This window comes from Oerskovia sp. NPDC056781, assembly GCF_042789955.1.
GTDB lineage: Bacteria > Actinomycetota > Actinomycetes > Actinomycetales > Cellulomonadaceae > Oerskovia > Oerskovia rustica.
Map to the genome: position 1 here is coordinate 1 of NZ_JBHUAD010000001.1, position 18,945 is coordinate 18,945.

At 72.5% G+C, this 18,945-nt stretch carries 18 protein-coding genes; 7 read left to right on the forward strand and 11 right to left on the reverse strand.

The features are described from left to right. Window positions 1-110 precede the first annotated feature (110 nt). The 6 genes from ACFRCR_RS00005 to ACFRCR_RS00030 form a co-directional block, all read right to left on the reverse strand. Entirely contained in the window at window positions 111-557 is a 447-nt protein-coding gene (locus ACFRCR_RS00005; RefSeq protein ID WP_377674355.1) for an arsenate reductase ArsC, read from the reverse strand. A gap of 25 nt (window positions 558-582) precedes the next feature. Beyond that, entirely contained in the window at window positions 583-1,593 is a 1,011-nt protein-coding gene (locus ACFRCR_RS00010) for a metalloregulator ArsR/SmtB family transcription factor (RefSeq protein ID WP_377674357.1), read from the reverse strand. Continuing rightward, window positions 1,590-2,711 (reverse strand): ACR3 family arsenite efflux transporter, encoded by a 1,122-nt coding sequence (gene arsB / locus ACFRCR_RS00015; RefSeq protein WP_377674359.1) that lies wholly within the window; start codon window positions 2,709-2,711, stop codon window positions 1,590-1,592. Before arsB ends, ACFRCR_RS00010 begins: the two co-directional genes overlap by 4 nt. A 118-nt stretch (window positions 2,712-2,829) precedes the next feature. Then, a complete protein-coding gene (locus tag ACFRCR_RS00020) occupies window positions 2,830-3,111 on the reverse strand; it encodes a DUF2510 domain-containing protein (RefSeq protein ID WP_377674361.1) in 282 nt (93 codons plus the stop codon). A gap of 34 nt (window positions 3,112-3,145) precedes the next feature. After that, window positions 3,146-3,592: a hypothetical protein gene (locus ACFRCR_RS00025; RefSeq protein ID WP_377674363.1), complete on the reverse strand. Its 447-nt coding sequence runs from the start codon at window positions 3,590-3,592 to the stop codon at window positions 3,146-3,148. 123 nt (window positions 3,593-3,715) lie between these two features. Next, complete coding sequence (locus ACFRCR_RS00030; protein WP_377674365.1) at window positions 3,716-4,666, reverse strand: alpha/beta fold hydrolase; 951 nt, start codon at window positions 4,664-4,666, stop codon at window positions 3,716-3,718. A gap of 169 nt (window positions 4,667-4,835) precedes the next feature. On the opposite strand from ACFRCR_RS00030, the gene ACFRCR_RS00035 reads away from it, so the two are divergent. Both ACFRCR_RS00035 and ACFRCR_RS00040 read left to right on the forward strand, forming a co-directional pair. Then, the gene (locus tag ACFRCR_RS00035; RefSeq protein WP_377674367.1) at window positions 4,836-6,014 is read left to right on the forward strand and encodes a sensor histidine kinase; all 1,179 of its coding nucleotides are present in this window, start codon (window positions 4,836-4,838) and stop codon (window positions 6,012-6,014) included. Next, window positions 6,011-6,679 (forward strand): response regulator, encoded by a 669-nt coding sequence (locus ACFRCR_RS00040; RefSeq protein WP_377674369.1) that lies wholly within the window; start codon window positions 6,011-6,013, stop codon window positions 6,677-6,679. Before ACFRCR_RS00035 ends, ACFRCR_RS00040 begins: the two co-directional genes overlap by 4 nt. Before the next feature lie 87 nt (window positions 6,680-6,766). Here the strand turns inward: ACFRCR_RS00040 and ACFRCR_RS00045 are convergent, their stop codons facing one another. Both ACFRCR_RS00045 and ACFRCR_RS00050 read right to left on the reverse strand, forming a co-directional pair. Next, the gene (locus ACFRCR_RS00045) at window positions 6,767-7,378 is read right to left on the reverse strand and encodes a histidine phosphatase family protein (RefSeq protein WP_377674371.1); all 612 of its coding nucleotides are present in this window, start codon (window positions 7,376-7,378) and stop codon (window positions 6,767-6,769) included. After that, window positions 7,375-8,676 carry a PEP/pyruvate-binding domain-containing protein gene (locus tag ACFRCR_RS00050; RefSeq protein ID WP_377674373.1) on the reverse strand — a complete coding sequence of 434 codons (1,302 nt, stop codon included), beginning with the start codon at window positions 8,674-8,676 and terminating at the stop codon, window positions 7,375-7,377. The genes ACFRCR_RS00045 and ACFRCR_RS00050 overlap by 4 nt, the downstream gene beginning before the upstream one ends. A 57-nt stretch (window positions 8,677-8,733) precedes the next feature. On the opposite strand from ACFRCR_RS00050, the gene ACFRCR_RS00055 reads away from it, so the two are divergent. The 5 genes from ACFRCR_RS00055 to ACFRCR_RS00075 all read left to right on the forward strand — a co-directional run bounded on the left by ACFRCR_RS00055 (window position 8,734) and on the right by ACFRCR_RS00075 (window position 11,810). Beyond that, window positions 8,734-9,165, forward strand: a complete 432-nt coding sequence (locus tag ACFRCR_RS00055) for a DNA-binding protein (protein ID WP_377674375.1) — start codon at window positions 8,734-8,736, stop codon at window positions 9,163-9,165. Continuing rightward, complete coding sequence (locus ACFRCR_RS00060) at window positions 9,162-9,797, forward strand: transcriptional regulator (protein WP_377674377.1); 636 nt, start codon at window positions 9,162-9,164, stop codon at window positions 9,795-9,797. Before ACFRCR_RS00055 ends, ACFRCR_RS00060 begins: the two co-directional genes overlap by 4 nt. Before the next feature lie 110 nt (window positions 9,798-9,907). Continuing rightward, window positions 9,908-10,360, forward strand: coding sequence for a hypothetical protein (locus tag ACFRCR_RS00065; RefSeq protein WP_377674379.1), 453 nt, complete (start codon window positions 9,908-9,910; stop codon window positions 10,358-10,360). 81 nt (window positions 10,361-10,441) lie between these two features. Then, window positions 10,442-11,128, forward strand: a complete 687-nt coding sequence (locus ACFRCR_RS00070; RefSeq protein WP_377674381.1) for a DUF6766 family protein — start codon at window positions 10,442-10,444, stop codon at window positions 11,126-11,128. A gap of 103 nt (window positions 11,129-11,231) precedes the next feature. Next, the gene (locus ACFRCR_RS00075) at window positions 11,232-11,810 is read left to right on the forward strand and encodes a Dps family protein (RefSeq protein ID WP_377674383.1); all 579 of its coding nucleotides are present in this window, start codon (window positions 11,232-11,234) and stop codon (window positions 11,808-11,810) included. Between the two features lie 75 nt (window positions 11,811-11,885). On the opposite strand, the gene helR is transcribed toward ACFRCR_RS00075, so the two are convergent. The 3 genes from helR to ACFRCR_RS00090 form a co-directional block, all read right to left on the reverse strand. Next, the gene (gene helR, locus ACFRCR_RS00080) at window positions 11,886-14,084 is read right to left on the reverse strand and encodes an RNA polymerase recycling motor ATPase HelR (protein WP_377674385.1); all 2,199 of its coding nucleotides are present in this window, start codon (window positions 14,082-14,084) and stop codon (window positions 11,886-11,888) included. Between the two features lie 182 nt (window positions 14,085-14,266). Then, window positions 14,267-16,654: an ATP-binding cassette domain-containing protein gene (locus tag ACFRCR_RS00085; protein WP_377674387.1), complete on the reverse strand. Its 2,388-nt coding sequence runs from the start codon at window positions 16,652-16,654 to the stop codon at window positions 14,267-14,269. Window positions 16,655-16,779: 125 nt separating this feature from the next. After that, window positions 16,780-18,933, reverse strand: coding sequence for an MMPL family transporter (locus tag ACFRCR_RS00090; RefSeq protein WP_377674389.1), 2,154 nt, complete (start codon window positions 18,931-18,933; stop codon window positions 16,780-16,782). Window positions 18,934-18,945: the final 12 nt, after the last annotated feature.

Genomic DNA, 18,945 nt, shown 5'->3' on the forward strand with positions numbered 1-18,945 from the left:
TCCCCGCCCACGCCGGGGGGGGGGGGGCGGACCCCACGCCCCCACCAACGTGGTTCGGCCCTCCCGAGGGCCCGCCCCCCCGCCCCCCCGCCCCTTCGGTGAGCCTGGGGTCAGGCGGTGGCGGGGGCCTCGACGGGCTCGACGCCGAGCTCGGTGAGCAGGGTCAGGATGCGGGTGCGGATCTCGTCGCGGATGTGGCGCACGGACTCGATGCCCTGCCCGGCGGGGTCTTCGAGCTTCCAGTCCTCGTAGCGCTTGCCGGGGAAGATGGGGCACACGTCGCCACAGCCCATGGTGATCACGACGTCGGAGGCCTGGACGGCTTCGGTGGTCAGGACCTTGGGTATCTGGGTGCGGATGTCGATCCCGGCTTCGAGCATGGCTTCGACGGCGACGGGGTTGATCTGGTCGGCGGGCATGGACCCGGCCGAGCGGACCTCCACGGCCCCGCCGGACAGGGTGCGCAGGAACCCGGCGGCCATCTGGGAGCGGCCGGCGTTGTGGACGCAGACGAACAGGGCGGACGGCTTGTCGGCGGGGGTGTTCCGGGTGGTCATGAGGTTCTCCGGGAGGGCGGTGTGGTCAGGCGGGCAGGCCGAGGTCGGGCAGGAGGTCGGTGAGCAGGGCACGGACCCGGGTGTCGAGCTCGTCGCGGATCGCGGCGACCCCGGTGGGGGAGGCCAGGGCGGGGTCTCCGACGAGCCAGTCCTCGTAGCGCTTGCCGGGCAGGACCGGGCACACGTCGCCGCAGCCCATGGTGATCACGACGTCGGCCGCGCGGACCGCGTCGTCGGTCAACGGCTTGGGGAACGCGTCGTGAGCGGAGCCCAGGTCGTCGAGGGCTGCGCGGACCCCGGCGTGGATCTCGGCGGCGGGGGTGGAGCCGGCCGAGCGGACGGTGACGCGGTCACCGGCGTAGTGGCGCACGAGCGCCGCGGCGAGCTGGGAGCGGCCGGCGTTCGCGACGCACACGAACAGCACCTGAGGCTGGCCCGTCGGCTCTCGGGTGGTGTCGGCCAGTCGTTGGTGGGCGAAGCGCTCGGTGAGGGGGACCAGGTGAGCGGAGGCCCTCGCCGAACGCGCCAGGTCGGTGTAGGACTCGCGCACGACGCGTTGGACGACGTCGAGACGCACGCCGGGGAACGTGGTCGCGAGCTCGGTGGCCAGGTGGTCCAGGGCCGGGTCGACGTCCTTGAGCCCGCCAAGGACTTCCTGGGTCACCGATGCCTCGAGCGCGGCGGGGGCGAAGGAGTCCAGCAGGGTGGTCACGGCCGCCTTGTAGCCGGGGGTGATGCGGTACCAGACCCACGTGCCGCGCCGCTCGGAGGCCAGGACCCCGACGTCGCGCAGCACCCTGAGGTGGTGGGAGACGGTCGGCTGGGACACGTCGGTCAGGGCCGCCAGGTCGCACACGCACGCCTCCCCGGCCGGGGCGGTGGCGATGAAGGACAGCATGCGCAGTCGCAGCGGCTCGGCCAGGGCCTTGAGCACGGTCGCGACGACCGTGGCGATGTCGGCGCCGATGGCGTGGGACTCGAACTGGGGGCCGCAGTCCGGGTCGCGCACCGTCAGGGGCAGGGGAGCGGTGGTCATGGGGTCACCTTCTCGGGTTCGGCCACCGGTGCGGTGGCGTAGGGGTCGACGGCGAACCAGCGGCGGGCGATCCACAAGGAGACGTAGACCAGGCCCACCAGGACCGGGACCTCGATCAGTGGCCCGACGACACCGGCCAGGGCCTGACCGGAGGCGGCACCGAACGTCGCGATCGCCACCGCGATCGCGAGCTCGAAGTTGTTCCCGGCCGCGGTGAAGGCCAGGGTCGTGGACTTCGCGTACCCCAGGTGCAGGACCTTGCCGGTGACGATGCCCACGCCCCACATCACGGCGAAGTACACCAGCAGCGGCAAGGCGATGCGGGCGACGTCGAGCGGGTGGGAGGTCACGGCCTCGCCCTGCAGGGCGAAGAGCAGCACGATCGTGAACAGCAGCCCGTACAAGGCCCAGGGGCCGATCACGGGCAGGAACGTGTCCTCGTACCAGGCCCGGCCCTTGGTGCGCTCACCGATCAGACGCGATGCGAACCCGGCCACGAGCGGGATTCCGAGGAAGACCAGGACGTTGAGCGCGATCTGCCCCATGGAGATGTCGAGCCCGGCGGTGTCCAGGCCCAGCCAACCGGGCAGGATCGTGAGGTAGAAGTAGCCCAGCAGCGAGAACGCGAGGACCTGGAAGACGGAGTTGATCGCGATCAGGACCGCCGCGGCCTCTCGGTCCCCGCAGGCCAGGTCGTTCCAGATGACGACCATCGCGATGCACCGGGCCAGGCCCACGATGATCAGGCCGGTGCGGAACTCGGGAAGGTCCGGCAGGAAGATCCATGCCAGGGCGAACATCAGCGCGGGGCCCACGAGCCAGTTCAGGACCAGGGACGAGACCAGGAGCTTCTTGTCTCCGGTGACCGAGGCGACCTTGTCGTAGCGGACCTTGGCCAGGACCGGGTACATCATCACGAGCAGGCCGATCGCGATCGGCACCGAGATCCCCCCGACCTCCATCGAGGCCAGCACGTCCGACAGGGCCGGGACGAACCGGCCCAGCAGCAGGCCGGCGACCATCGCGAGACCGATCCACACGGGCAGCCACCGGTCGAGCGTCGACAGGCGCCCGGCACTCGGATTGCTCGTGGACGTGGACATCTGCACGGCTTGCATCGACATATCTCTATATTGGCATGTATCAATATAGATCGCCAAGGCTCCGTCGAGATCGGACCCGGCAGGCTGTGTGCTTCGGGATCCGCCGGCGAACGTCTGCCGCTGGCGTGAGGATCTAGGTGCAGTAGTGCGGGGCCTCGCCGCACACGACCCCTTGGACGATGTCGGCGAAGCCTGCGAGCACGGCGACGACGGCGACGACCACGAGCACCATCGCCACCAGGAGCACGAGTGCGCCGATGACGACGAGCGCGATCGTGCCACCGCTCATCGTCCGCGGCCGTGCGGGGCGCGCGACCGTGGCTGGCTGCCAGTGCTCGGTCCAACGGTTCCCGTCGAACCAGCGCACCCGCCGCTGATCCTGAGGGTCGGGATACCAACCCGGCTGGTACGTCACGTGTCTCCTCCTCGCCTCCACGTCATGGAGCGGCTCACGATCGTTCGTCGGTCGCGGGGTCGTCGCCGCCTCGCCGTCGTGCTCGACGCCTGTCCATGATCGTCGAGACCGTGACGGCCACGAAGACCACGAGGGTCCACAGGGCGAGCATCTGGGCCTCGCCGACAGTGTCGGGCGCCTTGCCCGAGCCCGGCGAGACCAGGACCGCCGGAACGACGAGACCGAACACGACGACGCAGGCGAAGAACGCCACGATGCACGCTCGCCCGAGGAACTCCGCGACCCGGTACAGGCGGTCGCGGTGCGGCGAGGGCAGCGTCAGGGCGACCGATCCGGTCGTCCCGACCAGGCAGAGACCGAGGAGGAAGAGCACCGCGAAGTTGCCCGACACGATCTCGTCCCCGCCCCGCCAGACGACGAGAGCGCCGAGACCCACACAGACCGCGGTCGTCAGCAGGCCTGCCCGGCGCGTCTGCGCCACGGGGGCTAGCGGTCGTCGACCGACCGTGCGTCCTCGTCTCGTTCCCCGTCGGGGCGATCGTCCGTCCACCCGCACACGGTACCCGCCGTTCCGGGAGCGCCCTGCGCCGTCGCGCCACAACGCTCAGCTCGTCGTCAGCCCGCGGTCAGCCGCCCACTCCCGGAACCCGGCCGCGATGTCCGGTGCGTGCGTGTGGTGCAGGTAGTGCTCTCCGGGGACGGGAACCACGGTGCCGTCGTCGACGGTCGCGGCCTGCTCCTCGTGCAGCGCCAGCCAGTCCGGGTTGTTGGCGTTGTCGGCCTCGACGAACAGCAGCAGCGGCAGGTCCGCCGGGAACGTCGTCCCGAGAGCGCGCTCGAAGTTCGAGCCGATGTGCTCCATCTCGTCGAGGTACGTGGGGCGCATCGAGTTCCGGTGCGTGAACATCGTCATCTGCTCGCGTGCGTGGTCGGAGTACACGGAGCCGTCGAGCGCGCCGTCACCGAATGCTGTGACGACACGGAGCAGGCCGAGGTTCTTGGCCGCGGCCAGGAGGCCCGTGGGGAACTCGGTGTCCATGTTCGGCTGCCCGGGGACGCTCGTGTCGATCCCGACGAACGCCGTCACCTCGTCGGGGTAGCGCGCGGCGTACTCGATGCCGTAGATCCCTGCGATCGAGTGCCCCATGAGGACGTAGCGGTCGAGGCCGAGCTCCTGGAGCGCCGCGTGCACCTCGGTCACGACGTTCTCCGTGGTCCGCTCCACGTCGGTGCCGTCGCTCAGGCCGTAGCCGAAGGGTTCGACGACGACGACCCGGTGGTCCTGGGCGAGGTCCGAGACGAGCGGCTCGAAGTCGAGGACGGGCGAGGGGGTCCCGAACCCTGGCAGGAGGACGACGTCCACCGGGCCGTCCCCGGTGACGAGGACGTTCATCTCCCGTCCGTCGACCGTCACCTTCTGGCCGTAGGACTCGATCCGGTCGCTCTCGCGGCCGGTCGCGACGGCGTTCACGACGCTCGTCGTGGCCAGGGTCACGGCCACCACGGCGCCGATCGCGGCCACGGTCACGAGCGCTCTCTTCACAGGCTTCTTCACACGTTCCTCTCCACGGAGCACCCGGTGCGCCCCGCCGTCGGTCCAGCATCGAGGCCAGGCCGTCCGTGCGCGTCAGCCCTGCGCGGACACCTGTGTACCGCGATCGCGGTACGCGCACGTCACCCTCGCGGGCGATCCGCGGGCCCGGACGGGCCGGGATACTGGGGAAGTGACGTCTCCTCGCTCTTCCGCAGCAGCGGTCCCCGTCGGCGACGTCGTCGCGATCGCCGTCGTCGTGCTCTTCGGTGTCCTGCCGTTCCCCGACGAGGACTTCCGCACGCGGGGTCTGCTCGTGCTGATCGCGCTCGTGCCCGTCGCAGTGGTGCCGCTGCGCCGACGACGGCCGATCGTCTCGCTCGGGGTGAGCGTCCTGTGCACGGTCGCGGTCGCGCTCGCGGGCACGATGGCCCCGGGGGCGCTGGTCGCCGTCATGATCACGGCCTTCTCGGTCGCGAACAGGACGCGCCGCACGGTCGGGCTCGCGTGCGTGGGCATGGCCGCGCTCGTCGTGTTCCTCGTGAGCGCCGTCCCGTTCGACGGCGAGTACTTCGACCCGGGGGCGACGCAGTTCGTCACGCTCGTCGTCCTCGCCGGAGCCATGGGTGATGCGACCAGGTCGCGGCGCGAGGCGCTCGCGGCCGTCACGGAGCGGGCGGAACGTGCGGAGCAGGGGCGTGACGACGAGGCCCGACGCCGCGTGGTCGAGGAGCGGGTGCGCATCGCCCGCGACCTGCACGACGTCGTCGCGCACCAGATCTCCGTGATCAGCCTGAGCGCGGGCGTGGCGTCGTCGTCGCTCGAGACCCGGCCCGAGCGTGCGCGCGAGGCGCTCACGACGATCCGCAGCGCGTCACGCACGGTCCTCGCGGACATCGGCGGACTCATGGCCCTCCTCCGCGCGGAGGGAGACGGCGAGCGGCAGAGCCTCCATCCGCAGGCCGGGCTCGACCAGCTCGACGCCCTGGTCGCACGGTTCGCCGACGTCGGCCTGCACGTCGACCTCCGGAGAGGACCAGGGAGCGGTGCACTCTCCCCGGCGAGCGACCACGTCGCCTACCTCGCCCTGCAGGAGGGGCTCACGAACGCCCACAAGCACGGCGCGGGCGACCGGGCCGTCGTGGAGGTCCGTCACCGCGACGGCGTGCTCGCCCTGACCGTCACGAGCCCGCTGCGCGTGGGAGTCGCCGAGGTCCTCACCGGCGGGCACGGGCTGCGCGGCCTGCGCGAGCGGGTCGCGTCGGTGCGGGGACGGGTCGAGACGTCGAGCGCCGACGGCGAGTTCCGGCTCGACATCGAGATGCCCGCCGAGCGGACCGCGGGCATCGCAGCGAGCGGGTCGCAGCGATGATCACCGTGCTCGTCGTCGACGACCAACCGCTGGTGCGCCAGGCCGTGCGCGACATCCTCACCGACAGCGGCGGGATCCTCGTCGTCGGCGAGGCGTCGAACGGCCGGGAGGCCGTCCGGGCCGCCGCGGCGTCGGCCCCCGACGTCGTCCTGATGGACATCCGGATGCCCGAGCTCGACGGGATCGCGGCCACCGAGCAGATCTGCGCGAGCCCGGCGGGCAGCGCGACGCGGGTGCTCGTCCTGACGACCTTCGAGGAGGACGAGTACGTCGTCGCGGCCCTGCGCGCGGGCGCGAGCGGATTCATCGGGAAGGGCGCCGAGCCCGAGGACATCGTGCGTGCCGTGCACACGATCCACCTGGGGGACGCGTTGCTGTCGTCGGCCGCGACGCAGGCGCTCGTCCAGCGCTTCGTGCACCGGCGGACGCCGCGAGCGGACGCGTGGGAGGGCGGGGGGCTCGCCCGCCTCACCGAGCGCGAGCGCGAGGTGTTCCTCCTCGTCGCCCGCGGGCTGACGAACCAGGAGATTGCGACCGAGCTCGTGATCTCGACCCACACCGCCAAGACGCACGTCAACCGCATCATGGCGAAGGTCCACGCGCGCGACCGCGCGCACCTGGTGATCCGGGCCTACGAGTCAGGGCTGGTCACCGCAGGGTCATGAGGCCCGACGGCGTCGCACGGGTCGCGCGCCCACGCCTCGCTCGCGGGAGCGCGACGACCTGGGGCGGCGGTACGTCCACGTCGCGAGCTAGGGCCGCGTCTCGCCGCCCGGGAACCCCGTCCAGCGCAGCTCGTCCGGCAGGTGGCTCAGGTCGTTGAACATCACGAGCGTCGGTGGCACGCCGGGACGGAGCTCGATCACCGTCAGCGCCGTGTTCGCGCTGTTCAGGCCGAGCCACCGCTCGGGCGGCGCGCCGAGCGCGTGGCGCACGAGCCAGGCGACCGGGTAGTCGTGCGTGATCAGGACCTCGTGGACGTCGGCGCTGCCCGCGCCGGGGTCCGGTGGTGTCGCGAAGCGCGCGACCAGCGCATCGGCCGTCCGCCGGCCCACCGCCGCGTCGGCCTCGTCCCAGCCGTCGAAGAACCCCGCCCAGGACGCCGGCGTCTCGGAGCGCGGGGGGACGTACGGCACGTGGTCGACGAGCTCGGCCGCCTCCGCGACCCTCGCGCCCGGCAGGTGCTGCGCGACGACGGCGGCGCTCGCGGCCGCCCGGGGGAGCGGCGAGTGCCAGACAGCGGCCACGGGCACCCGCGCGAGACGCTCGCCCAGCAGGTCCGACTGTCGGCGCCCGACGTCGGTCAGCTCACCGAAGGCGTCGGCCGCCCCGTGCTGAGCGAGGTAGAGGTGCCGGGCGCTCATCGGGGTCCTCCTGGGGTCGACGGGCCGTCGTCGCCCCGGGGCGGTGACGACAGGGTGCGTGGGTCCGCGACGGCGACCGTCCCGGCCTCGCCGTCGACGGTCAGCAGGCTGCCCTCGGCGATCAGACCGGTGGCCCCCGCGACCCCCAGGACGGCGGGGATGCGGCGCTCGCGGGCCACGATCGCCGCATGGGACAGCGCCCCTCCCGTCTCCGTGACGACGCCCGCGGCGAGGCGCAGCAGGGGAGTCCAGGCGGGGTCGGTGACGGGGCAGACCAGGACGTCGCCGGGGCTCACGCGTGAGAAGTCGGCCGGGCCGCGGACGACCCGGGCGGGTCCCGTCGCCACGCCGATGCTGCCCGCGGTCCCGCGCAGCAGGCTCCTGTCGCCGAGCCGTGGCGCGCTTCCCGCGACGTCGGTCGACGGGGCCGGGAGCGACGCCGTGACGGGGCGGGCCTGCACGATCCAGAGCGTGCCGTCCGCGAGCGCCCACTCGACGTCCTGCGGCCCGCCGAGGAGGTCCGCTGCACGCCACCCCAGCCGGGCGAGGCGGAGGGTGGTCGCGTCGTCGAGCGTGGGGCGTCGCCGGTGGTCGGGGGGCACGTCGCGCGTGACCAGGCGGGTGCCGTCCCGGTCGAGACGTGTCCGCTTGTCGGCGACGTCGCGCGAGGCCACGCGAACGGCCCTGCGACCGAGGGTCCCGTGGGCCGCGACGCGGTAGGTGTCCGGTGTGACGGCGCCGCCCACGACCGAGGGTCCGAGCCCCCAGGACGCCTCGATCACGGTCGTGCCGCCCGGACTGTCGGTCGCGAACATGACCCCGGAGACCTCGGCGTCGACGAGGCGTTGCACCAGGACGGCCATGGCCGGCTCGTCGGAGGCCGAGCCCGCACGGTCGCCCGTCGCGCCGCCTGCCTCGCCGTGCGTCCCGCCCTCGAGCCCTGCCCGGTAGTCGACCGCCCGGGGCGAGTGGAGCGAGGCCCAGCAGGTGCGGACGGCGCGCGCGACGTCGTCGGGACCCTGGACCGCGAGCACGCTCTCGTGCTGCCCAGCCGCCGATGCCTGGGTCGTGTCCTCGCCCGCTGCCGAGGACCGGACCGCGACGGGTGGTGAGCCGAGGGCGTGCAGGGCGGGGGCGAGCGCGTCGCGCAGCACGTCGTCGGGGAGCGCTGCTTGGTGTGCGTCGAAAGGGACCACGAAGCCGTCGGGGACCGGTAGTCCTGCCCGCAGGAGCGCGCCGAGCGCGGTGGCCTTGCCGCCGCACGTCGCGCGTGCGGCCTCTTGCAGTGGAACGAGCACGTCGACCGCCTTCAACAGATCGTTGACAACATTTCGTTGATTGTGCAGGATCGTCGCATGCCACGCAACGACGACACCGCTCCCGAGGTTCAGGACGCGCCGACCGCGCGGGCCGACCGCACCACACGGGCCGACCACGCCCAGGCCCGACGCGAGCAGGACGCCCGCAACCACCTGCTCGCTCGGGGCGCGGACACGCTCGCCCCCCGGCCGTGGCAGCCGTCGTCCGTGCCGCCGTCGGCCGTGGACCTGGCACGGTTCGCCCTCTGGCGGTCCGCCGACCTGCCGCCCGGGCACCTCCTCGACGCCCTCGCGCTGCTGCCCGCCGCGCGCGCCGAGATCGACGGCCTCGAGAGCGGCCTGCTGTTCACGGCCCGCAGCGCAGGCCTGACGTGGGCCCAGATCGCCGACGCGATGGGTTTCAACTCCCCGCAGGCGTGCCAGCAGCACTTCCACCGTCTCTCGGCACGGCAGGAGGGCCGCTCATGACCCAGGACTCGCCGGTCGACCTGCTCGTCCTGCACGCGGTCCGCGTCTGCGGGTTCGCCGACGCCGCGACGCTCGCCCGCCGCTTCGCCCTCGACCCGGCAGAGACCGACGAGCTGCTCGGTGACTTCGAGGCGTACGGGTGGGTGCAGCGGTCCGCGTTCGCGGACCTGAGCGGCTGGTCGCTGACCGAGGCAGGGCGGGGCGAGGGCGAGCGCCGCCTCGCCGCCGAGCTCGCCGCCACGGGCCGGGCCGACGACGTCCGCGACGCCTACCGCGAGTTCCTGCCGCTCAACGCGCGTCTCCAGCGGGCGTGCACCGACTGGCAGCTGCGGCCCGTGCCAGGAGCGCGACTCGCCCCGAACGACCACGCCGACCCCGACTGGGGCGCCGCGGTCCTCGACGAGCTCGCCGCGACCGGCGACGCCCTCGCCCCGCTCGCGCGTCGGCTCTGCGGCGTCCTCGCCCGGTTCGGCGGCTACGACGACCGTTTCTCGGCGGCCCTGTACCGGGCCCGCGCGGGGGAAGGTGGCTGGGTCGACGGGACGGAGGTCGACTCGTGCCACCGTGTCTGGTTCGAGCTGCACGAGGACCTCGTCGCGACGCTCGGGATCGACCGCGGGTCCGAGCCGTAGGATCCCAGGATGGGTGAGCGCAGGCTGCGGGCGGTCGTCGTCGGAGCGGGCCACACCGGACCGCGGCCCTTCGTCGGGCGGAGGGTCGCCCGGGCCGCTACGGTCCGGGTATGTCCGTCCTGAGGCGTGAGGGGCGAGGGCGCGCCGCCTTCGCGGGGGTGACGGTGGGCGTCGTGCTCGCCGGGTGCAGCCCGGGGCCGACCGCCGACGACGCCGTCGCGGTCGCCCAGGAGTTCTTCGCGGCGTTGACCGCCCACGACCCGTCGACGGCGTGCGGCCTGCTCGCCCCCGCGACGCGCGAGTCGTTCGAGCAGGATGCGGTGTCGTCGTGCGACCAGGCGCTGCTCGACGGGGAGACGGGGCTCGTGCTGGGCCCCGTGGCCCGGCGCGTCGAGGAGTCGCCGGCCGACTCGTCCGTCACCGTCGCCGGTCGCCAGGCGCAGGTCCTCCTGGGCGGCGAGGTGACGTTCCTCGCCGCGTCGGGGGACTCGTGGCGCGTCACGGCGACCGGGTGCGTGGCGCGTGCCGACCGCCCCTACGACTGCCTCCTGGACGGGGGCTGACGTGCGCGGCGTCTTCTTCGGGCTCCTGGGCGGGATCCTCCTCGCCCTCGCGTGCTTCCTCACGATCGGGCTTCTCCAGCGATGAGCGCGCACGTGCCGGCCGCGTTGCGGAGCAACGGGCTCACCCTCGTGTTCGTCACGATCTTCGTGCTCGCCCTGGCCGGGCAGGCAGTGTTCGGGGTCGCGCTCTACAACCAGGAGCAGGTCTCGGCCGGCCTCGACCCGATCACGCTCGGGCAGTACGTGACGACGTCGGCGTTCGCGGTGGACGTGACCGAGAACTGGCAGTCGGAGTTCCTCCAGTTCCTGCTCTACATCCTTGCGACCGTGTGGTTCGTGCAGAAGGGCTCCCCGGAGTCCAAGCCCCTCGACCAGGCCGGGCGGGAGTCCGACGAGGAGCAGCGCGTCGCCGAGTTCTCGACCCCGCAGTCACCGCCGTGGGCGCGGGTCCGCGGTTGGCGGCTCGCGCTCTACTCCCGTTCGCTGAGCCTGGTCATGGGGTCGATCTTCGCGCTGAGCTGGCTCGCCCAGTCCGTCGCGGGGGCGGTGACGTACAACGAGGCGGCGATGCGTGACCTCGAGGACCCCGTCACCTGGGGCCAGTACCTGACCCTGCCCGACTTCTGGGGCCGGACCTTGCAGAACTGGCAGTCCGAGTTCCTCGCGGTGGGGTGCATGGTCGCCTTCTCGATCTATCTGCGCGAGCGCGGGTCGCCCGAGTCCAAGCCCGTCGGGACGTCCCACACGGCCACGGGCGTCGAGGGGTGAGCGGTGACGGCGGTCACGACGCCTCGACCTGCGAGTGCACGGCACCCGGGCCACGATGGAAGGAGCGCAAGGCGCTGATGGACCGAGCACCGAGGAGGAATTCATGGCTGTCCGCAAGGAGCTGCCCGAGTACACCGTCCCGTCGCTGACCCTGAAGGACGGGGGGAAGATCGCCGCGATCCTGCAGAAGCGTCTGCACGCGCTCAACGACCTGGCACTGACCCTCAAGCACATCCATTGGAACGTCGTGGGACCGCACTTCATCGCCGTCCACGAGATGATCGACCCGCAGGTCGATGCCGTCCGCGCCATGGTCGACGCCACGGCGGAGCGCATCGCCACCCTCGGCGTCCCCCCGCGCGGCACGCCGGGCGCGATCGTCGCCGAGCGTAGCTGGGAGGACTACAGCCTGGGCCGCGCGTCGACCATCGCCCACCTGGGTGCGCTCGACGAGGTCTACCAGGGGGTCATCGCCGACCACCGCAAGGCGGCCGCCGACACCGAGGAGCTCGACACCGTGACCAACGACCTCCTGGTCGGTCACCTGCACGAGCTCGAGCTCTTCCACTGGTTCGTCCGTGCGCACCTCGAGTCCTCCGGTGGCGAGCTCTCGACCTCGGGGGCGACGACCGAGACCGGCGCGGCCCGCAAGGCGGAGTCCGCAGCCAAGAAGGAAGCCTGACCGACCACTCCCGAGCCCCTCTCCCCGCACGGGGGGAGGGGCTCGGTGCTGTCCGCGTCGCAGGTGCGCGCGGGCTCAGGCCGACGACGGCGTCTCCCCAGGGGTGAGTATCACGAGCTGTTGGGTCGCGCGGGTCATCGCGACATAGCGGTCGACCGCGCCCGCGATGCTGTCGTCGCCCTCGCCGAACGACGCGGGGTCGACCAGGACCACGAGGTCGAACTCGAGCCCCTTCGCGAGCACCGGGGTCAGGGACCGCACGCGCTCGGTCGCCCGGAACGCGGGGTCCCCGACCACGCACGCGACGCCCTGGTGCTCCGCGAGCCAGGTCTCGAGGACGGTCCCCAGGTCCTCGGGAGCGCCGTGCAGGACCGGGGCGTGGCCGCTGCGGACCGACGTCGGCACGTTGGCGTCCGGCAGCGCGGCCCGGATGACCGGCTCGGCCTCGGCCATGACCTCCTGCGGCGTCCGGTAGTTGATGGTCAGCGACGCCACGTCGACGTGCGACAGGCCCACGCGTTCGAGCCGCTCGCGCCAGGACTCGGTGAACCCGTGCCGCGCCTGCGCACGGTCGCCGACGACCGTGAAGCTGCGCGACGGGCACCGCAGGAGCAGCATCTGCCACTCGGCGTCCGTGAGCTCCTGCGCCTCGTCCACCACGACGTGCGCGAACGGCCCCGCGAGCCGGTCGGGTGACACGTTCGGCAGGGACGCGTCCTCGACCAGGGCGTCGCGCAGGTCCTGGCCGCGCAGCATCGACATGACCTGCAGCTCGGAGTCGTCGGACTCGACGAGGTGGTCGACGACGTTGCTCATCTCCGCGCGCTCCGCCGCGACCTGCGCCGCGTGCTGCCGACGTCGGCGCGACGCCTCGGGGTCGCCGAGCCGCTGCCGTGCCGCGTCCAGGAGGGGCAGGTCCGAGACCGTCCAGGCCTGCGGCTCGTCGCGCTGCAACGACCGGACCTCGTCCGGCGTGAGCCAGGGCGCGCACATCCTGAGGTAGGCGGGCACGTCCCACAGGTCCCCGACGAGGTCGGTGGGCTCGAGGAGCGGCCAGGCCTTGTTGAGTGTCTGCGCCAGGTCCCCGTTCGTCGTCAGGGAGCGGCGGACGAGGTCGAGCGGCAGGTCGCCGTCGTCCTGCGCATCCCCGAGCCGGTCCACCAGGATCTCGATCAGTGCCTCCCAGACCTCGTCGCGTGCCTCGTTGTGCGGCGTGCCGGGGTCGGGGGCGTCGAACGCCTCGGCCCAGTCGTCGGGGCTGAGCCAGAGGTCGAGCCACGGTGTCTCGACGGTCGTGCCCGTCCGGGGAGGACGCTCGTACAGGCGCACCGCGGGCTCGATCGCCCCGACCATCCGGGCCGAGGCCTTGAGGCGGGCCACCTCGGGCTCAGCCTCGGCCGCGGCCTTCGCGCCCTCGGGGACGAGGTCCCGCAGCGTGCAGGTCTGCACGCCCTCCTCGCCCAGGCTCGGCAGGACGTCCTCGACGTAGTCCAGGTACGGCTGGTGCGGCCCGACGACGAGCACCCCGCCCCGGTGCCGGCCGACGTGCGGGTCCGCGTACAGCAGGTACGCCGCGCGGTGCAGGGCCACCACGGTCTTGCCCGTTCCCGGCCCGCCGTCGACCACGAGGGCACCGTCCGACCCCGCACGGATGATGGCGTCCTGGTCGGCCTGGATGGTGCCCAGCACGTCGCGCATCCGGGGGGTCCGCTCGGCTCCCAGGCTCGCGATGAAGGCCGACTGGTCGTCGAGGGTCACGTGGGACGCGAGGCCCGCGGCCGTGCCGTCGGCCGTGAAGACCTCGTCCCAGTAGTCGCTGATGCGCCCGTGCGTCCAGCGGTACCGGCGGCGGCTCGCGAGACCCAGGGGGTGGGCGCTCGTCGCGCTGAAGAAGGGTGCGGCGGTCGGGGAGCGCCAGTCGACCAGCAGGCGGCGACCGGCGCGGTCCGTGAGGCCCAGACGCCCGACGTACACGGGCGCGGAGCCGTCCGCGGCGACCATGCGGCCCAGGCACAGGTCCACGCCGTAGCGGCGCAGCGTCCGTAGCCGGGAGGAGAGGCGGTGGATCTCCTGGTCGCGCTCCAGGGCGAGCGTCCCGCTGCCGCCGGGGGACCTGCGGGCCGCGTCGAGGCGCGCCGAGACGTCCCTGGTCGTCTCGTCGAGGGTGGCGGCGATGGCTGCGAAGTGCTCCTCGTCGCGGTCGACCAGGGCAGGGTCGGCCTTGGCGGAGAGGCGGGGTGGGAGGGAGAACACGCTCGTGCTCGAGGGGGTCATGGCTGTGGCTCGTTCCGTCGTTCTGGCCTCGGGCCGACCATCTTCCGCCTCCACCGGGGCCTTGCCGCAAGCCCCCTGGTGCGTTATAGATTGACAGTGGCGGGAGGTCCGAGGACCTGCCCGCCACTCTCGTGCTCGCCGTGAGCGCGCCCGCCCGGAGTGCTCACCCCTCGCACGGGCGGTCAGCCGCCCACGTACGTCGCGAGGTGCTCGCCCGTGAGGGTCGAGCGGTCCGCGACGAGGTCCGCGGGGGTGCCCTCGAAGACGATCCGCCCGCCGTCGTGCCCGGCGCCGGGACCGAGGTCGATGATCCAGTCCGCGTGCGCCATGACGGCTTGGTGGTGCTCGATCACGATGACCGACCGGCCCGCCTCGACGAGCCGGTCGAGGAGCCCCAGGAGCTGTTCGACGTCGGCCAGGTGCAGGCCCGTGGTCGGCTCGTCGAGGACGTAGACGTCGCCCTTGGCGCCCATCTGCGTCGCGAGCTTGATGCGCTGGCGCTCGCCGCCGGACAGCGTCGTGAGGGGCTGGCCCAGGCTCAGGTACCCGAGACCGACGTCGACGAGCCTGCTCAGGATCGAGTGGGCCGCGGGGATGCGCCCGTCGCCCTCGGCGAAGAACTTCTCCGCGTCCGTCACGGACATCGCGAGCACCTCGGCGATGTTGCGCCCGCCGAGCGTGTACTCGAGCACGGCGGCCTGGAACCGCTTGCCGCCGCACTCCTCGCACGTGGTCTCGACCGTGGCCATGACACCGAGATCGGTGTAGATGACGCCCGCGCCGTTGCAGACCGGGCACGCGCCCTCGGAGTTGGCGCTGAACAGCGCGGGCTTGACCCCGTTGGCCTTGGCGAACGCCTTGCGGATCGGGTCGAGCAGGCCCGTGTAGGTCGCGGGGTTGCTGCGCCGCGAGCCGCGGATCGCGCTCTGGTCGATCACGACGACGCCCTCGCGGCCCGCGACCGACCCGTGGACGAGCGAGCTCTTGCCCGACCCGGCGACGCCCGTCACGACGCACAGCACGCCGAGCGGCACGTCGACGTCGACGCCGCGGAGGTTGTGCTCGGTCGCGTCGCGGATCTCGAGCTGCCCGCGCGGGGAGCGCACGCTCTCCTTGAGCGAGGCGCGGTCGTCGAGGTGGCGGCCCGTGGTGGTGTCGGAGGCCCGGAGACCGGTGAGCGTGCCCTCGAAGACGATCTCGCCGCCCGCCGTGCCCGCGCCGGGGCCGAGGTCGACGACGTGGTCGGCGATCGCGATGGCCTCGGGCTTGTGCTCGACGACCAGGACCGTGTTGCCCTTGTCCCGCAGCTGGAGCAGCAGGGAGTTCATGCGCTCGATGTCGTGCGGGTGCAGGCCGATCGTCGGTTCGTCGAAGACGTACGTGACGTCGGTGAGCGAGGAGCCCAGGTGGCGGATCATCTTGGTGCGCTGGGCCTCGCCGCCCGACAGGGTCCCCGACGGCCGGTCGAGCGAGAGGTACCCCAGCCCGATCTCGGCGAACGAGTCGAGCAGGTGCTGCAGGCCCTTGAGCAACGGGGCCATCGACGGCTCGTCGAGGCCGCGGACCCACTCCGCGAGGTCCGTGATCTGCATCTGGCACGCGTCGGCGATGCTCTTGCCCGCGATCTTCGACGACCGGGCCTCGGGGCTCAGGCGCGTCCCGTGGCACTCGGGGCACGTCTGGAACGTCACGGCCTTCTCGACGAACGCCCGGATGTGCGGCTGCATCGCGTCGACGTCCTTGGACAGGAAGGACTTCTGGATCTTGGGGATCAGGCCCTCGAACGTGACGTTGATGCCGTCGACCTTGATCTTGGTCGGCTCCTTGTACAGCAGGTCGTGCAGCTCGCGCGTGGTGAACGTGCTGATCGGCTTGGTCGCGTCGAAGAAGCCCGAGCCCCGGTAGATGCGACCGTACCAGCCGTCCATCGAGTAGCCGGGGATCGTGAGCGCGCCCTCGTCGAGGGACTTGCTGCCGTCGTAGAGCGCGGTCAGGTCGAAGTCGTTGACGCTGCCCATGCCCTCGCAGCGCGGGCACATGCCACCGAGCTGGTGGAACGTCGCCTTCTCGGCCTGCGTCTTGCCGCCCCGCTCGATCGTGATGGCGCCGCTGCCGGACACCGACGGCACGTTGAACGAGTACGCCTGGGGCGAGCCGATCTGTGGCTGCCCGAGGCGGCTGAACAGGATGCGCAGCATCGCGTTCGCGTCCGTGACGGTCCCGACCGTCGAGCGCGGGTTGGCCCCCATACGCTCCTGGTCGACGATGATGGCCGTCGTCAGCCCTTCGAGGTGGTCGACCTCGGGCCGCGAGAGCGAGGGCATGAAGCCCTGCAGGAAGGCGCTGTACGTCTCGTTGATCATGCGCTGCGACTCGGCCGCGATCGTGCCGAACACCAGGGAGCTCTTGCCCGAGCCGGAGACCCCGGTGAAGACCGTGAGCCGGCGCTTGGGGATCTCGACGCTGACGTCCTTGAGGTTGTTCTCGCGCGCACCCTGCACGCGGATCATGTCGTGGCTGTCGGCAAGGGGCAGTGCGGACGACTCGTCCGTCCTCGTGACCGTGCTCATGGTCTCTCCATCTGTCGGGTCGGCAGGCACGCGGGAGCCTGCGGCCGGGCATGTCGTCTCTCGTCCGCCCCAGCCTAGGTCCCGGCACCGACGGGACGAGGGCGCACGGTGTCGCGAGGCGTCCGTCAGCCCGACGGCGCGACGTCCGCGGGAGCGTCGGCGGGCCCCGCCTCGGGCTCGGCCCGGGGGAGGCCGACGACGGCCCGCCGCGTGGGCCACCAGAACGCCCGTCCTTCGAGTGCGGCGAGCGCGGGCACGAGCAGCGGTGCCATGAGGAAGGCGGCCGCGACGATCCCGACCGCGACGCCGAACCCGAGCTGCGCGAGGTTGGCGATGCCCGTGAGCATGAGCGAGGCGAACGTGCAGGCCAGGATGATCCCGGCCGCGGCCGCGGTCGGTGCGTCCTGGGTGATCGCGACGCGCGCCGCCTCGCGCGAGGTCGCGCCCGCACGGTACTCCTCGTGCATGCGCGCGGCGACGAGGATGTTGTAGTCGGTGCCGATCGCGACGACGAACAGGTACAGCACGATGGGGATCGAGAAGTCGATGCCGGCGTACCCGAGCGCGTGCAGGTAGAGCAGGACGACCGCGCCGAGGGTCGCGGTGAACGTGAGCGCGACGCACACGAGCAGGTTGACGGCGCCGAGCACGGCGGTCAGGAGGAGCCCGAGTATCACGACGATGATGACGGCGGCGATCGGGAACACGCGGCCGGTGTCGGCGCGGAGCTGGTCGCGCACGTCGACGAACGCCGACGTCTGCCCGCCGACGTAGACCTGCGCGCCGGGGACCGACCCGTGCGCGGCGTCGCGCAGGGGGCCCTCGACCGTGGCCATCGCGGCGTCGGAGTACGGGTCGTCGGCGAGCACCACGGTGACGGGGGCGGCCGTGCCGTCGGTCGTGGCCGTGGGTGGTGCGACCGACGTGACTCCCGGGACGGCGGCGAGGTTCGTCGCGAGCGTGGTCAGCGCGGTCGGGTCGAGCGGCGTGGTCCCCACGACGTAGACCTGCGTGGGGCTCAGCGCGCCCGCGGGGAAGGACGCGTCGAGGGTCGTGTAGGCCTGGCGGGAGGCGGTGTCCGCGGGGAGCTCGTCGAGCGTGTCGTACGTCGCCTTGTACCCCGAGGCGAACAGCGTGAGGACCACGAGCACGGCCCCGACGGCGAGCGCCGGGACGACGGGGCGGCGGGCCGTGAACGACCCGAGAGCCGCGAACGGGCTGCGCCGGGCGTCGTGGCCCGGGCCGAGGGGCCAGAAGAGCGCCCGGCCGAGCAGCACGAAGATCGCCGGGACGAACGTCAGGGCCGTCACGAGCATGACCGCGACGGCCACGATCAGGCCCGGCGCCAGGGTGCTCAGCGACTCGAGCCGCGCGGACAGCAGCGCCGCGAACGCGCCGATCACGGTGAGCGCCGAGGACGCGACGACCCTGCCCACGACCCCCACCGAGGCCTCGAGCGCCTCGCGGTGGCTCTCGCCCCGGCGCAGGTGCTCGCGGTAGCGGAACAGGACGAACACGATGTAGTCGGTGCCGATCCCGAACAGGACCACCACGAGGATCGGCTGGAGCGTGTCGCTGACCTGGAAGTCGAGCAGGTCCGCGAGCCACGCCGTCAGGCCTGTGACGACCGAGAGCACCACGCCGATCACGACGATCGGGATGACCGCGATCACGGGGCTGCGGAACACGAGGCCGAGCAGGATCACGATGAGCAGGACGGTAGCGATCGTGATGGTCCGCTCGGCCGCGGCGTAGGCGGTGGTCGTGTCGACCTGGATCGCGGCGTTGCCCGTGCGCGCGCCGGTCAGGTCGGTGCCCTGCAGGGCTTCGTCGGTCGCGGTGCGCAGCGCGGGCACCGCGTCGTCGACCACGTCGTCGCCGGGCTGGCCGTCGAACGCGACCGACAGGGCGGCGGTCTGCCCGTCCTGCGAGAGGGACTGCGGGGTCTCGTTCACCGAGACGACCCCGGGGACCGCGTCCCCCTGGAGCGTCGTCACGAGACCGGTGATGGTGGTCTGGTCGTCCGCGGTGAGCGCCGCGCCGTCGGTCCGGACGACGACCAGGCTGCCCGTCGCCCCCGACTGCGCGGGGAAGTTCTCGTCGCCCGCCTCCTGCGCCTCGACCGACTCGAACGACGCGGGCAGGAACGACTGCTGGTTGCCCGTCGTGTAGTCGTCCAGGCTCGGCGAGAAGACGACGACCGCGGCCGCGAGGAGCACCCAGACGCCGATCACGCGCCACGGGTGAGCGATCACCGTCCGAGCGATGCTGCCGAACATGGGTGCGCCTTC